This is a genomic window from Verrucosispora sp. CNZ293, assembly GCF_002754655.1.
In genome coordinates, this window is record NZ_PEFR01000001.1 from 4,043,005 (window position 1) to 4,057,625 (window position 14,621).

General features: G+C 70.1%; 15 protein-coding genes and 1 tRNA gene. 2 read left to right on the forward strand and 14 right to left on the reverse strand.

Features of this window, described 5'->3' with window-relative positions; translation table 11 throughout:
- Nucleotides 1–14: 14 nt before the first annotated feature.
- The 4 genes from CLT74_RS18300 to CLT74_RS18315 all read right to left on the reverse strand — a co-directional run bounded on the left by CLT74_RS18300 (nt 15) and on the right by CLT74_RS18315 (nt 3,665).
- Nucleotides 15–938, reverse strand: a complete 924-nt coding sequence (locus CLT74_RS18300; protein ID WP_099847622.1) for a YhjD/YihY/BrkB family envelope integrity protein — start codon at nt 936–938, stop codon at nt 15–17.
- Nucleotides 939–1,001: 63 nt separating this feature from the next.
- Nucleotides 1,002–1,571 carry a 2'-5' RNA ligase family protein gene (locus CLT74_RS18305; RefSeq protein ID WP_099847623.1) on the reverse strand — a complete coding sequence of 190 codons (570 nt, stop codon included), beginning with the start codon at nt 1,569–1,571 and terminating at the stop codon, nt 1,002–1,004.
- A gap of 36 nt (nt 1,572–1,607) precedes the next feature.
- Complete coding sequence (gene trpS, locus CLT74_RS18310; protein WP_099847624.1) at nt 1,608–2,633, reverse strand: tryptophan--tRNA ligase; 1,026 nt, start codon at nt 2,631–2,633, stop codon at nt 1,608–1,610.
- A 33-nt stretch (nt 2,634–2,666) separates the two neighbouring features.
- Nucleotides 2,667–3,665, reverse strand: coding sequence for a hemolysin family protein (locus tag CLT74_RS18315; RefSeq protein ID WP_099847625.1), 999 nt, complete (start codon nt 3,663–3,665; stop codon nt 2,667–2,669).
- Nucleotides 3,666–3,746: 81 nt separating this feature from the next.
- Here CLT74_RS18315 and galE point away from each other — a divergent pair, with 81 nt between their 5' ends.
- Together galE and galK are read left to right on the forward strand one after the other, a co-directional pair.
- On the forward strand, nt 3,747–4,730 hold the full coding sequence (galE, locus tag CLT74_RS18320) for a UDP-glucose 4-epimerase GalE (protein WP_099847626.1): 984 nt from the start codon (nt 3,747–3,749) through the stop codon (nt 4,728–4,730).
- A complete protein-coding gene (gene galK, locus CLT74_RS18325; protein WP_099847627.1) occupies nt 4,727–5,896 on the forward strand; it encodes a galactokinase in 1,170 nt (389 codons plus the stop codon). The genes galE and galK overlap by 4 nt, the downstream gene beginning before the upstream one ends.
- Before the next feature lie 76 nt (nt 5,897–5,972).
- Here galK and cysN read toward each other — a convergent pair whose 3' ends face one another.
- The 10 genes from cysN to CLT74_RS31420 form a co-directional block, all read right to left on the reverse strand.
- Nucleotides 5,973–7,274 (reverse strand): sulfate adenylyltransferase subunit CysN, encoded by a 1,302-nt coding sequence (cysN, locus tag CLT74_RS18330; RefSeq protein WP_099847628.1) that lies wholly within the window; start codon nt 7,272–7,274, stop codon nt 5,973–5,975.
- The gene (cysD, locus tag CLT74_RS18335; RefSeq protein WP_099847629.1) at nt 7,274–8,182 is read right to left on the reverse strand and encodes a sulfate adenylyltransferase subunit CysD; all 909 of its coding nucleotides are present in this window, start codon (nt 8,180–8,182) and stop codon (nt 7,274–7,276) included. Before cysD ends, cysN begins: the two co-directional genes overlap by 1 nt.
- A gap of 74 nt (nt 8,183–8,256) precedes the next feature.
- Complete coding sequence (locus tag CLT74_RS18340) at nt 8,257–9,090, reverse strand: inositol monophosphatase family protein (RefSeq protein WP_099852305.1); 834 nt, start codon at nt 9,088–9,090, stop codon at nt 8,257–8,259.
- A gap of 186 nt (nt 9,091–9,276) precedes the next feature.
- A complete protein-coding gene (gene pth, locus CLT74_RS18345) occupies nt 9,277–9,867 on the reverse strand; it encodes an aminoacyl-tRNA hydrolase (protein ID WP_099852308.1) in 591 nt (196 codons plus the stop codon).
- A gap of 121 nt (nt 9,868–9,988) precedes the next feature.
- Entirely contained in the window at nt 9,989–10,678 is a 690-nt protein-coding gene (locus tag CLT74_RS18350) for a 50S ribosomal protein L25/general stress protein Ctc (RefSeq protein ID WP_099847630.1), read from the reverse strand.
- A 269-nt stretch (nt 10,679–10,947) separates the two neighbouring features.
- The gene (locus CLT74_RS18355; RefSeq protein ID WP_099847631.1) at nt 10,948–11,928 is read right to left on the reverse strand and encodes a ribose-phosphate diphosphokinase; all 981 of its coding nucleotides are present in this window, start codon (nt 11,926–11,928) and stop codon (nt 10,948–10,950) included.
- 61 nt (nt 11,929–11,989) lie between these two features.
- A complete protein-coding gene (glmU, locus tag CLT74_RS18360) occupies nt 11,990–13,525 on the reverse strand; it encodes a bifunctional UDP-N-acetylglucosamine diphosphorylase/glucosamine-1-phosphate N-acetyltransferase GlmU (protein ID WP_099847632.1) in 1,536 nt (511 codons plus the stop codon).
- Nucleotides 13,526–13,598: 73 nt separating this feature from the next.
- Nucleotides 13,599–13,669, reverse strand: a tRNA-Gln gene (locus tag CLT74_RS18365).
- A gap of 44 nt (nt 13,670–13,713) precedes the next feature.
- Nucleotides 13,714–14,127: a hypothetical protein gene (locus CLT74_RS31415; RefSeq protein WP_486582397.1), complete on the reverse strand. Its 414-nt coding sequence runs from the start codon at nt 14,125–14,127 to the stop codon at nt 13,714–13,716.
- A gap of 14 nt (nt 14,128–14,141) precedes the next feature.
- Nucleotides 14,142–14,564: a helix-turn-helix domain-containing protein gene (locus CLT74_RS31420; protein ID WP_486582398.1), complete on the reverse strand. Its 423-nt coding sequence runs from the start codon at nt 14,562–14,564 to the stop codon at nt 14,142–14,144.
- Nucleotides 14,565–14,621: the final 57 nt, after the last annotated feature.

A 14,621-nucleotide genomic window follows, 5' to 3' on the forward strand; every position in this document is an offset into this window, starting at 1 on the left:
CGGTGCCGGGTGCCTCAACCCGCCCCGCCCGGGGTGCCCGGACCGGTGTCCACGTCGAGGTCGACAGGTGGACGCCGCCCGGCCAGGTCCACGGTCTGTCCGCGTCGGCTCGTCGCCGCCAACGCCGCGCCGAAGAGCACCAGCTGATTGAGCAGGTACAGATAGACGAGCAGCCCGACGGCGGTGGCCACCACCGTGTACGCCGGGTTGTGTTCGACCCGACCCACCCAGTACCGGCCGACGGTGTTGAGCAGGGTGATGCCGACCGCGACGATCAGCACCACCGGCCGCAGCCGGGACCGGCTCATCCGCACCCGGGGCACCGCGACCAGCAGCAACGTGGCCAGCACCGCGTTGACAAGCACGCTGAGCAGCGCGCTGACCGTGGTCAGCGCGAACGAGCCGGTGCTGCGCAGCAGGAACCGCAGCAGCGACTCCAGGGCGTCCACGGCCGCCACCGAGAGGCCGAGCAGCACGAAGACGACCACCAGCACACCCAGATCGACAAGGCGACGCACGACCAGGTTGCCCGGGTGCTGGTTGAGCCCGTGGATCAGCCGCTGCGAGGAACGGATCGTCTCCACCCACCCGATCCCGGTCAACACCAGGATCAGCAGACCGACCAGCCCGGCGGTGCCGCTGCTGTCGGCGACCTGGGTCGGATCGAGGAACGGCAGGTTCTCACCGAGGAACTCATCCGCCGCCGCGCTCACCTCGTCGTTGTCCTCCAGGATCGCGCCGAAGATCGCGTACGCGACCAGGGCCAACGCGAAGACCGCGAAGAAGCCGTAGTAGGCGATAGCGGCGGCCAGCCGGCCCCCCTGCAGATCGGTGTAGAGCACCCCGGCACGCCACAGGTGACCGAAGGTCGGGGAGCGGCGGCGCGCGGCGGTGAGCCGAGTGTCGATGGCCGCCTCGACCCGACCCAGAACGTTCACGTCGTCATCCTCACCGATCCGTCGTCGCCGTGTCAGAGGTACCCGACGTGTCGGCCGGGACGGTCAGCCGCCCAGCCGGAAGTCCCGACGCGGCTGCCACCGCGCCTGTCCGCTGTGCGAGAAGAGGGTGAAATGGTCCACCTCGAACATCGCGGAGAAGTCGGCGAGATCCTCGTACGCCCGGTCCAGCGCCTCCGGCGCGACGTCCTGCGCGACGGTCACGTGCGGATGGTAGGGGAACCGAAGCTCCCGGCCCAGCTCGGGAGCGGCATTTATCGCGGCGGCGAGCAGCTCACACTCGCTGATGCCGGCGGCGACCGCCACGAAGACCACCTGGGTCACCGGCCGGAAGGTGCCGGTGCCCCGCAGATGCAGGGTGAACGGCAGGTGCGCCGCGGCGACCCGGGCGAGGTGCCGCTCCACCTCCGGCAACGCGGTCACCGGAATCTCGGTCGGCCCGAGCAGGGTGACGTGGGCCGGCACCGTGTTCGGGTCACCCGCCTCCAGCCGGCGTCGGGTCAGCAGGCTGCCCCACGGCTCCGGAATGTCCACCGCGATGCCGATCTGGACGCTGTCGCCGACCACCGGCGCTCCGGTCCCCTGATCCACGCTCCGCGCCACCCCTCCGGCCATCGACCCCTGCCCGCACCACCACCCTCGATCGGGCGGTCACTCGCCGCGAATCGGCGGGAAGAAGCCCACCCGCTCGTACGCGGTGCGCAGCGTCGGCGCCGCCACCGCGCGGGCCTTCTCCGCGCCGGTCGCGAGGAGCTTGTCCAACTGGTCGGGATCGTCGAGGTACGACCGGGTGCGCTGCTGGATGGGGCTGACGAACTCCCGGACCACCTCGGCCAGGTCCTTCTTCAGGTCGCCGTAACCCTTACCGTCGTACGCCGCGACCAGGTCGTCGATGCCCCGCCCGCTCAACGCCGAGAAGATGGTGAGCAGGTTGGAGATCCCCGGCTTGGTCGTCTCGTCGAAGACGATCTCCCGGCCGGTGTCGGTCACCGCCGACCGGATCTTCTTCGCCGAACGCGCCGGGTCGTCGAGCAGATCGACGATGCCCCCCGGCGACGAGGACGACTTCGACATCTTGGCGGTCGGATCCTGCAAATCAGTGATCTTCGCGGTGGCCTTGACGATGTGCGGCGCCGGCACCGTGAAGGTCCGGCCGAACAACGAGTTGAACCGCTGCGCCAGGTCGCGGGAAAGCTCCAGGTGCTGACGCTGGTCCTCGCCCACGGGTACGGCGTTGGCCTGGTAGAGCAGGATGTCGGCGGCCTGCAGGATCGGGTAGGTGAACAGGCCGACGCTGGACCGCTCGTTGCCCTGCTTCTGCGACTTGTCCTTGAACTGGGTCATCCGGCTCGCCTCACCGAAGCCGGTGAGGCAGCCGAGCACCCAGGCCAGCTGGGCGTGCTCGGGCACCTGGGACTGCACGAACAGGGTGCAGCGATCCGGGTCCAACCCGACCGCGAGCAGCTGCGCGGCGGCCACCCGGGAACGCTGGTGCAGCACCTTCGGGTCGTGCCCGGCGGTGATGGCGTGCAGGTCGACCACGCAGTAGAAGGCGTCGTGCGACTCCTGCAACGCCACCCAGTGCCGCACCGCCCCGAGGTAGTTGCCGAGATGGAACGACTCGGCCGTCGGCTGGATGCCGGAAAAGACGCGGGGGCGGACGGGAACGTCGGACATGCCGGCAATTCTGTCAGCTACGTCCGGCGCACGTCATGACGGGCCGGCGGGTCGGATCCGATCGACGGCCGACAGCACCTCACGTCGCTGCTCGGGCAGGCGCGCGACAGTGACCGCGAGCCGGGCCACCCGCCGACCTTCCAGGGTCAACACCCGGAGCAGCCAGCCGCCCGGCGCCGTGCCGGCCGGTTCGGCGCCCACCGGAACCTCGTCGCCCGGCGCCGGCAGCCGCCCCAGCGCCGCCATCACGAACCCGCCCACCGTCTCGTACGGTCCGGCCGGCAGGGGCACGCCTGTGCGTTCGGCGAAGTCGGCGAGGTTGAGCCGACCGTCCACCACCGCCGGCAGCCCGGTGTACGCGGGCTCGGGAGGCTCCGCGTGCTCGTCGTGGATCTCACCTACCAACTCCTCGATGAGGTCCTCACAGGTGACGATGCCGGCGGTGCCGCCGTACTCGTCGACGACGACGGCCAGGTGGTGCCCCTCCCGTCGCATCTCGGTCAACGCGGCGAGCACCCGTTTGCTGGCCGGCAGGCGCTTGACCTCGCGGGCCAACTGCCCGACAGTGGTGCCGCGTTCCCGGTCCGGGCCGAGCAGCAGGTCCCGCAGGTGCACGACGCCGACCACGTCGTCGTGGGTGCCGTCGATCACCGGATAACGGGTGTGCGGGCCCGCCCGTACCAGCGGTTCCGCCTCGCCGATCGTCAGCGCCGCGGAGAGGAAGACCACCTCGGTGCGGGGCATCATCACCTCGCGTACCAGGCTCGCGCCGGCCACCAGCACCTCGTCGATGATGCGCTGCCCCACCGGGTCGAGGACCGTGTTGGCGGCGACCAGATCCCGCAGTTCCGCCTCGCTGATCCGTTCCCGACCGGCGGCCGGACCGGCACCGAGCAGGTCGGTGACGAGCCGCACGGCACCGTCGGCGGCCCGGACCACGACCCGGGCCACCGCTCGGGCCAGCGGTCCTGGCTGACGGCGGTGCAGGTCGTGGCCACGCCGCCGAGGCACGCGCCGACGCGAGGCCCGCATGGCAATGATGGTAGCCAGCCGCGCCACGTAGGGTGACCACCACGAGGCCGCGACCGCGCCGGCCAGGCAGGAGGAAGCGACGTGAAACTGCTCGTCACCGGCGGGGCCGGCTTCATCGGCAGCGTGGTGACCAGGATGCTGCTCGACGCCGGGCACGAGGTGGTCGTGCTGGACGACCTGCGCACCGGCCACCGGGCCGCACTGGCCCCCGACGCCACCCACGTCGAGGCCGGCATCCACGACGCGGCCAGGGTGCTCACCCCGCAGGCCGGCTTCGACGGCGTACTGCACTTCGCCGCGCTGATCGCCGCCGGCGAGTCGATGGTCGCGCCCGAGCGGTACTGGCACAACAACACGGCCGGCACCCTGGCGTTGCTCGACGCGGTGCGGGCGGCCGGGGTACCTCGGCTGGTCTTCTCCTCCACCGCCGCCGTCTACGGCAACCCCACCGAGCTGCCCATCCCGGAGACCGCCGTCAAGGCGCCCACGAACACGTACGGAGCGACGAAGCTCGCCGCCGACATGGCACTCACCTCGGAAGCGGTCGGGCACGGCCTGGCCGCCGTCTCACTGCGCTACTTCAACGTCGCCGGCGCCCACCTCGACGGTGACGTGCTCCTTGGCGAGCGGCACGACCCCGAGACCCACCTCATCCCGATCGCGCTGGAGGTGGCCGCCGACCGGCGGGACAAACTGCAACTCTTCGGCGACGACTACCCCACCGTCGACGGCACCTGTGTCCGCGACTACATCCACGTCTCCGACCTGGCCCGGGCCCACCTGCTGGCCCTCGACGCCGCCACCGGCGGGCAGCACCGCATCTACAACCTCGGCAACGGCAACGGTTTCACCAACCGCCAGGTGGTCGAGGTCGTCCGCGAGGTCACCGGGCACCCGGTGCCGGTCGAGGTGGCACCCCGCCGCGAGGGCGACCCGGCCGAACTGGTCGCCTCCTCCGCACTGGCCCGCGCCGAGCTGGGCTGGCAACCCCGCAAGCCCACCCTGCACGACATGGTCACCGACGCCTGGGCCTTCTACCGCGCGCAGGTTCTGGACCGCCGGTGACCACCCGTCCCGACGACGTGGCCGACCGCGCCACCACCTGCTTTCAGCACGCGTACGGCCAGGCGCCCGCCGGCCGCTGGGCGGCTCCCGGCCGGGTGAACCTGATCGGCGAGCACACCGACTACAACGACGGGTTCGTGCTGCCGTTCGCCCTGCCGCTGCGTACCGTCGTCGCGGCTGCGCCGCAGCCATTCGGAAGCTGGACTGTCTGCTCCGAGTTGACAGGCGAGACGGTCAGCTTCGGCGACGACGAGGTGACCCGCCCCGGCCAGGTCACCGGCTGGGCGGCGTACGTGGCCGGGGTGGTGTGGGCGCTGCGCGCGGCCGGCCACCAGGTGCCCGGCGTCCGGCTGGCCGTCGCCTCCGACGTACCGCTCGGCGCCGGGCTCTCCTCCTCCGCCGCGCTGGAGGCCGCGGTGCTCGCCGCCCTGGTCGACCTGGGCGGGCTGGAACTGCCCCCCGAACAGCAGCCCCGGTTGGCCCAGCGCGCCGAGAACCACTACGTCGGCGCGCCCACGGGCATCATGGACCAGTCGGCGGTGATCCGCTGCCGCAGCGGGCACGCCCTCTTCCTCGACTGCCGCACCGAGCTTGTCGAACACATCCCCTTCGACCTCGCCGGCGCCGGCCTCGCGATCCTGGTGATCGACAGTCGAGCACCGCACCGGCACGCCGACGGTGAGTACGCGGCCCGCCGGGCCAGCTGCGAGAAGGCGGCGGCGCTGCTCGGCGTACCCGCCCTGCGTGACGTGCCGGCCGTCCGTCTCGACGAGACGCTGGCCCGGCTGCCCGACGACGAGACCCGCCGCCGGGTCCGCCACGTGGTCACCGAGGACCAGCGGGTACTCGACACCGTGGCGCTGCTGCGCAGCGGTCAGGTCCGGCAGATCGGGCCGCTGCTCACCGCCTCGCACGCGTCCATGCGGGACGACTTCGAAATCACCGTTCCCGAGGTGGACACCGCAGTCGAGGCCGCACTGGCCGCCGGGGCACTCGGCGCCCGGATGACAGGTGGCGGCTTCGGCGGCTGCGTGCTGGCCCTGGTCGAGGCGGACCAGTCCGACCGGGTCGGCGCGGCCGTCGCTACCGCCTACGCCGACCGCGCCTTCCCCGCCCCAACCATGACCACCGCCACCCCCGCCTCCGGCGCCACCCGCCTGGACTGACCCCGTACCCGTTGGTCAAGAGGTTTGGTCGGGATCGCGCTGGATCCCGACCAGAACCTCTTGATCAATCAGGGTTTCAGGGGGTTTCGACGATCATGCCGGCGCCGACGGTGCGGTTGGTGGCCTCGTCGATGATGATGAAGCCGCCGGTGGTGCGGTTGCGGCGATACTCGTCGGCCAGCAGCGGAATCGTGGTCCGCAGGCGGACCCGGCCGATCTCGTTGAGCCCCAGCTCGTTCGCCGACTCGTCGCGGTGCAGCGAGTTGATGTCGAGACGGTAGTGCAGGCCCCGGACGATGGCCCGCGCCGCGCGGGTCGTGTGCTTGATCGAATACTTGCCACCCACCTGCAACGGACGGGTCTCGTCCATCCAGCAGACCATCGCCTCGATGTCCTGAGCCACCGCTGGCGCATTGTTCGGCCGGCAGATCATGTCACCGCGCGAGATGTCGATCTCGTTCTCCAGGCGTACCGTCACCGACATCGGCGGGAACGCCTCCGCGACCGGCCCGTCGGCGGTCTCCACCGCGGCGATGCGGCTGGTGAAGCCCGAGGGCAGCACCATCACCTCGTCACCCGGCTTGAGCACCCCCGAGGCCACCTGACCGGCGTAACCCCGGTAGTCGGTCACCGTGGTCGACTGAGGCCGGATCACGTACTGCACCGGGAAGCGGACATCGACCAGGTTGCGGTCGCTGGCGATGTGCACCCGCTCCAGGTGGTGCAGCAACGCCGGACCTTCATACCAGGGCATGTTCTCCGAACGGCTGACGATGTTGTCGCCCCGCAACGCGGAGATCGGCACCACCGTCAGATCCGGCACGTCCAGCTTCGCGGCGAACGCGGTGAACTCGTCGGCGATCCGATCGAAGACCTCCTGCGAGAAGTCGACCAGATCCATCTTGTTGACGCAGAGCACCAGGTGCGGCACCCGCAACAGCGAGCAGAGGAACGCATGCCGGCGGGACTGCTCGACCAGGCCCTTACGCGCGTCCACCAGGATCAGCGCCAGGTCGGCGGTGGAGGCCCCGGTGACCATGTTCCGGGTGTACTGGATGTGCCCGGGAGTGTCGGCGATGATGAACTTGCGCCGGGGCGTGGCGAAGTAGCGGTACGCCACGTCGATCGTGATGCCCTGTTCCCGCTCCGCCCGCAGCCCGTCGGTGAGCAGCGCCAGGTTCGTGTACTCGTCGCCCCGGGCCGCGCTCACCGCCTCGACAGCCGCCAACTGGTCGGTGAACAGCGACTTCGTGTCATAGAGCAGCCGACCGATGAGCGTCGACTTGCCGTCGTCCACACTCCCGGCGGTGGCAAAGCGCAACAAGTCCATCGGCCGGCCCTCGGCGACGGAAGCCGTGGCCAGCGTCTCGGTACTCATCAGAAGTAGCCCTCCCGCTTGCGGTCCTCCATCGCGGCCTCGCTGACCCGGTCATCGCCCCGGGTCGCGCCACGCTCGGTGATCCGGGTCGCGGCGACCTCCTCGATGACCTTCTCGACCGTGTCCGCGTCGGAGCGCACCGCCGCCGTGCAGGAGGCGTCGCCCACGGTGCGGTACCGCACCCGCGCCTTGAACCGGTCCTCACCGGCCCGCGCCGGCAGGAACTCGTTCACCGCGTAGAGCATCCCGTCCCGCTCGACCACCTCACGCTCGTGCGCGTAGTAGATCGACGGCAACTCGATCCGCTCCCGGGCGATGTAATGCCACACGTCCAACTCGGTCCAGTTGGACAGCGGGAAGACCCGGATCGACTCGCCCGGGTGATGCCGGCCGTTGTAGAGCGACCACAGCTCCGGCCGCTGGTTCTTCGGATCCCACTGACCGAACTCGTCACGGAAACTGAACATCCGCTCCTTCGCCCGGGCCTTCTCCTCGTCCCGCCGGGCCCCGCCGAAGAGGGCGTTGAAGCGGTGCTTCTCCACCGCCTCCAGCAGCACCGGCGTCTGGATCCGGTTACGCGTGCCGTCAGCGGCCTCCCGGACCAGGCCGCTGGCCAACGCCTCCGGCACGCTCGCCACCACCAGTTGCAGGCTCAGCTCGGCCACCCGACGGTCCCGGTAGTCCAGCACCTCGGGGAAGTTGTGCCCGGTGTCGACGTGCATCACCGGAAACGGAATGTGGCCCGGCGCGAACGCCTTCTGCGCCAGCCGGAGCATGACGATCGAGTCCTTGCCACCGGAGAAGAGCAGCACCGGCCGCTCCATCTCGGCGACCACCTCGCGCATCACGAAGATGCTCTCCGCCTCCAGCGCGTCGAGATGGGTGACCTGGTACGCAGCACTGGTCATGACACCGGCTCGATTCGCTCGGTCATCCGCTTTCCAGACCTTTCCGGTCGGGGATGTCAGGAAGTAGCGACAGGCTACCCGCAATGCCGCTGCAACGCCGCAAGTAACCGGCTGGCGAGATCCTTGCGGCACACCAACAGGTCAGGCAGGCGCGGATCCGCCTCGTTGTATTTCAGCGCAGAACCATCGATCCGGGAAGCGTGCAGTCCGGTGGCCGTCGCCACAGCCACCGGCGCCGCCGAGTCCCACTCGTACTGCCCGCCCGCGTGGATGTACGCGTCCACCTCACCGGTGACCACAGCGGCGATCTTCGCCCCGGCCGAGCCCATCGGCACCAACTGCGCCCCGACCTCCGCAGCGAGATCGGTAAGGAAAACCGGCGGACGGCTACGACTCGCCGCCAACCTCAACCGCCCAGCACCACCCGCCCTCGCCGCCTCCGGCGTCATCGGCGGATAGGCCGGCGGAAGGTCCGTACCCAGCACCCGATGCTGCGCCGGCAGCCCGACCGCACCGGCGACCAGACCATGCGAGGCAGTCGCGTTACGGGCCCAGAGCGCCACGTGCACCGCCCAGTCGGCGCGCCCCTCCTCGCTGAACTCCCGCGTACCGTCCAACGGGTCGATGATCCAGACCCGGTCGGCGGTCAACCGGGAGACCGCACCGGCGTTCACCTCGGCCGCCCACGCCAGTCGGGACCCCTCGTCCTCCTCGGAGAGCACCGCGTCGCCCGGGCGCCACCGCGCCAGCTCGGTACGAATCAGGTCGTGCGAGACCTTGTCTCCCGCCGACTTCAACGCACCGGCATCGGCGAAACCCATCTCCGCCCGCAGGCCCAGCAACGCCTGCCCGGCACGATCCGCCAACCACCGCGCGAACGCCCCGTCGATCATCGGTGGACCGCTCATGCTCCCGCTCCCGTCGCCACGATCCGCGTACGCCGAGCGGCCGGTCCCGGCCCGACCGCCGAACCCGCACACTACCGGGCCATCGGCGGACCCGACTGCCGCAGTCCGCCCCTTGACACAGACGTCGAAGTACCCGGTCGTCGCCCCGGACCCCGCCGTAAGCGGCCAGGGACTTCGACACCGGGCCTAAACCCCGTGGTAGAGGTTCTGCGTCGGCTCCACACCCCGAACGACCACGGACTCCACCACGTCGGCGGCCCGGTCCACCAGAAAGTCCAACTCCTTGCGCTCCACCGTGCCGAAATCCGACAGCACGTAGTCCGCCGGATCCTGCCGCCCCGGCGGTCGACCGATCCCGAACCGCACCCGCACGTAATCCTTCGTGCCCAACGACTTCGACATCGACCGCAGGCCGTTGTGCCCGCCCTCACCGCCGCCGCACTTCACCCGAACCTGACCGAAACCGATGTCCAGCTCGTCGTGCACCGCGACCACCTGCCCCGGCGGCACCTTGTAGAACTGCGCCAGGCTGGCCACCGGCCCACCTGACAGGTTCATGTAGGTGAGCGGCTTGGCCAGCACCAGTTTCGGCCCGCCCAGCCCCAGCCGCCCCTCCGCGACCTCCGCCACCGCCCGCCGGTGCCGGCCGAACTTCCCGCCCAGCCGGCCGGCCAGCAGCTCGGCGACCATGAACCCGACGTTGTGCCGGTTGCCCGCGTACTCCCGGCCCGGATTACCCAGGCCGACCACCAGCCACGGCCCGGTCTCGTCCGTCACCGCCCGCCCCTCCCGCTCACACCGGCGGTCCACCACCCGCCCGCGCCGCCGATCATCCGATACGCCGACAGGCGCCCCCGTGGAACCGGGGACGCCTGCCGCAAACTGAACCGCGAGACGATCAGGCCTCGGTACGAGCCTCGGTGTCCGCCTCGCCCTCGGCGGCCGGCGCCTCGGCAGCGCCCTCGGTGACCTCGCCGACCTCGGCCTCGGCCTCCTCGGTGGCCTCCTCGACCTCGGGCAGCGTCGCCTCGAGCTGCTCGGCGGTCGGCGCGGCGGTGATCGAGGCGACGAGCATCTCCGGGTCGACGGCCAACTCCACACCCGCCGGCAGCGCCACGTCGGCGGCGGTGATCTGGGAGCCCGCCTCGGCACCCTCGATCGAGGCATCCAGGTGATCCGGCACCTTCGTGGCGTCGGCGGTCACCGAGATGGTGTCGTGGTCGTGCACGATCAGGGTGTCGCGCGCCGCCTCACCCGTGAGCTGAACCGGCACCTCCACGGTGACCTTCTCACCGCGACGCACCAGCAGCAGGTCGACATGCTCGAACGTGTCCTTGATCGGGTCACGCTGAATCGCCTTCGGCAGCGCCAGCGCCTGGGTGCCGTCGCTGACGTCGATCGCGAAGAGCTGGTTGGCGCCACCCTTGCGGATCGCGGCGGCGAACTCGCGGGCGGGCAACGCGATGTGCTTGGGCTTCTCGCCATGGCCGTACAGCACGGCGGGCACCTTGCCGGCCCGGCGGGTACGACGGGCACCACCCTTGCCGAACTCGGTGCGGGGCTCGGCGCTGATCTTTACCTCGGACACGGGGAAACTCCTGATGCTTCGCTGCGGCAGCTTGTCGTCTGGCGGTGCTGGGCGGGGGGCTCGCAGGGGCTCATGCGTCAGAAGACTGCCCGGAGCACCGCGTCGATCACGGTGCCTCCGTGCGGCGCTTCTCAGCGGCCCGCAGGGCACCCTCGCCGTGGCAACCGCACCAGTCTACCCGAGCGATTTCCCGGGTTTCCGGCAGTCCCCGTACCCCGCCCACACTCCCCCGCCCGGCCACCGCCGGACGACTCAGTCGTGAACCGCGCTCAGCTCAGCCCACCGAAGAGGGTGGTCACCGAACCATCGTCGAAAACCTCACGGATCGCCCGGGCCAGCAGCGGCGCGATCGACAGCACGGTCAGCTTGTCGAGCTGCTTCTCCGGCGGCAACGGCAGCGTGTTCGTCACCACCACCTCGCTGATCGGGCTGTTCTTCAACCGCTCCGTGGCCGGATCCGACAGCAACGCGTGGGTGGACGCCACGATCACGTCCGCCGCCCCCGACTCCTTCAAGATGTCCGCCGCCCGGCAGATCGTGCCACCCGTGTCGATCATGTCGTCGACGATCAGGCAGACCCGACCCTCGACCTCACCGACCACCCGGTTCGCCACCACCTGGTTCGGCTTCATCGGATCACGGGTCTTGTGGATGAACGCCAGCGGGCAACCACCCAGCCGGTCCGTCCACCGCTCGGCCACCCGCACCCGGCCCGAATCCGGCGCGACCACGGTCATCGGCCGCCCCGCGTACTTGCGTTCCACGTACTCGGCGAGAATGTCCATCGCGAAGAGGTGATCCACCGGGCCGTCGAAGAAGCCCTGGATCTGCGCGGTGTGCAGATCCACGGTGAGGATCCGGTTCGCCCCCGCCGTCTTCAGCAGGTCAGCGACCAGCCGCGCCGAGATCGGCTCCCGACCACGGTGCTTCTTGTCCTGCCGGGAGTACGGATAGAACGGCAGGACGACAGTGATCCGCTTGGCCGAACCACGCTTCAACGCATCGACCATGATCAGGGTCTCCATGACCCATGTGTTCACCCCGTGCGTGACCGACTGCACCACGAAGGCGTCCGAACCACGTACCGAGTCCTTGAACCGTACGAAAATCTCGCCGTTGGCGAACTCGTACGCATCGGCCGGCGTCGGCGCCACGCCGAGCACCTCACCGATCTCTCTGGCCAGCTCCGGAAAACCACGTCCGGAGAAGAGCATCAGGCTTTTGCGGTTTTCGGCGACGATGCTGCCCATGGGCCCGTCTGCTCCCGTTTTGGTCGGTGGTACCCGGCCTGCGGTGGTGGTCGGCCGGGGACTATTCGGTTGCAGTATCTCCCGCCCCGGGCGCACCGCCCACCGACTCGGCGGTGCCGTGGATTGCCTCACCTTCGCTTGCGGACGGAGCCGCGGCCGGAGCACCCTGCGCGCCCCGAAGGGCACGCTCGGCCGCCTCGGCGGCGGCAGTGCCGGCCCGCCGCTTGAGTACCCAGCCGTCGATGTTGCGCTGCCGCGCCCGAGCCACGCCCATCGCACCCGACGGGACATCCTCGATGATCACCGAACCGGCCGCGGTGTACGCCCCGTCACCCACCCGCACCGGGGCGACGAACATGTTGTCCGCACCGGTACGGGCATGACTGCCGATCACCGTGCGGTGCTTCTGCACACCGTCGTAGTTCACGAACACCGACGCCGCACCGATGTTGCTCTGCTCGCCGATCGTCGCGTCACCCACGTACGTCAGGTGCGGCACCTTCGAGCCGGCGCCGATCTCCGAGTTCTTCACCTCGACGAACGTGCCCACCTTCGACCGCTCCGCCAGCCGCGCGGCCGGCCGCAGATAGGCGTACGGGCCGACGCTTGCGCCCGGGCCCACCTCGGCGCCCACCGCGTGGCTGCGCAGGACCGTCGCGCCCGGCCCGACCACCGTGTCGATCAGTGTCACGTCCGGCCCGACCACGGCACCGCTGCCGACCACCGAACCGCCACACAGCTGGGTGTTCTGATCCACCACCGCGTCACGGTCCAAAGCCACTGTCACGTCGATCCAGGTCGTCGCGGGGTCGAGCAGACTGACCCCGGCCCGCATCCAACGCTCGTTGACCCGGTCGCGCAGCAGTCGGCGCAACGCCGCCAGCTCCACCCGGTCGTTGCAGCCGAGCGTCTCGGTGTGGTCGGCCGCCAGGTGCACGCCCACCGGTTCGCCGGCCGACACCAGCATCTTGAAGACGTCGGTGAGGTACTCCTCGCCCTGGTCGTTGTCGGTCGACAGCTTGCCGAGCACGTCCCGCAGCCGGGCCGCGTCGAACGCGTAGATGCCCGCGTTGATCTCCCGAACCGCCAGCTGGGCAGCGCTCGCGTCACGCTGCTCGACGATCTGCTCCAACCGACCCGCCGCGTCCCGCACGATGCGTCCGAGCCCGGTCGGATCCGGCACCTCCGCAGCCAGCACTGTCGCTGCGGCACCCTCGCTCTCGTGCGCCGTCACCAGCTCGACGACCGTCTCAGGGCGCAGCAACGGCACGTCGCCGTTGAGCACCACCACGGTCCCGGTGACCTCCGGGGCGGCCTCCAGCGCGATTCGGACCGCGTGGCCGGTGCCGAGCTGTTCCGCCTGGTGCACCGCAGTGGCCGCCGGGGCTATCCCGGCGAGGTGGGCGCGGACCTGGTCCGCGCCGTGCCCGACCACAACCAGGGTGCGCGCCGCGCCCAGCGGGTCGGCCGCGTTGAGCACGTGACCCACAAGCGTCCGGCCGAGCAGCGGGTGCAGAACCTTGGGCAACGAGGACTTCATCCGCTTGCCCTCACCGGCGGCGAGTACGACGACGGTACGGGGGTGGGGCTCGGACACGACGTGGCTCCCGTCGGAACGCGGACAGTCTCGCGGCCATGCTAACCGGACATCAACCACAGATCAGCGGAAGCTCCCGGGAGAGGATTCGAACCCCTATAATCAGGACCAAAACCTGACGTCCTGCCATTAGACGACCCGGGACGGGCTAAACGGACAAAAGCTGTCGCTAGCTGGACCCCTACACCTTAGCGTCCCGCCGTCCTGATGCCATCGGTCATACCCTTCATGATCCCTTCGATCTTCCAGTACAACCGACGGGACCGCGGCACCTCGACACTCAGGCAGCCGCGATAAGCCTCTGCCGTGTTACGACGCACGGTGGTAGGGCGATGGCGCTTCATCGTCGTGGGCTGGAACGATGCGGCCGACACGCCGACCTGCTCAGCCCACCACCTGACCGCCTCGGCGACATCGGCGGACTCGTGAATCGCGACCCGATAGCGCAATGCCTCACGTCGCTCACCCAGCGCCTCCACGAACTTAACGAACAGGGCGACCAGCCCCGGATCGCTGTTCACGAAGCGGACCCGGCAGTCGTGCGGTCGCCAGGGCTTGGCCTTGGCACCCTCGGCCCAGTAGAGGGCCGCCCCGACCAGCACAAGCTCGCGATACCTCAGGCCCTTGACCCAGGCAGCGGTAGCGTCGACAGTCGTAGCCCGGCGGCATCGCGGGCCTGGCGATGCTCTTCCCACTGCGCGTCCGTCATCACCTTCGAGTGCGCGCGTCGGCGTTCCCGCTCCTCCTCAGGGTCGCGGTTGAGTGGGATGTGCCGGACCCAGAGGTAGGCCGTCGACCGGCTCACCCCGAGCCGTCCCGCGATCTCCGGCACCGGGTGACCCGTCGAGCGCAGCGCCACCGCTTCCGCCCGGAGGTCGTCCTTCGCCCTGACGCGCCGGGTCCGTTCCGGCGCGGGGACGCCCCGCAGCATCTCGTGGATCCGGTTCCGGCCGAGGCCGGTACGGGCCCGGATCTCGCGGACCGAGAGCTGCTCCTCGGTGCGTAGCCGGCGCACCTCGGCAGCGTCGAAACCAGTCATGCGGAGCAGGTTAGGACGAGCGTACGACACGTCCAGCATCCATTGGTGTCGCTGTCT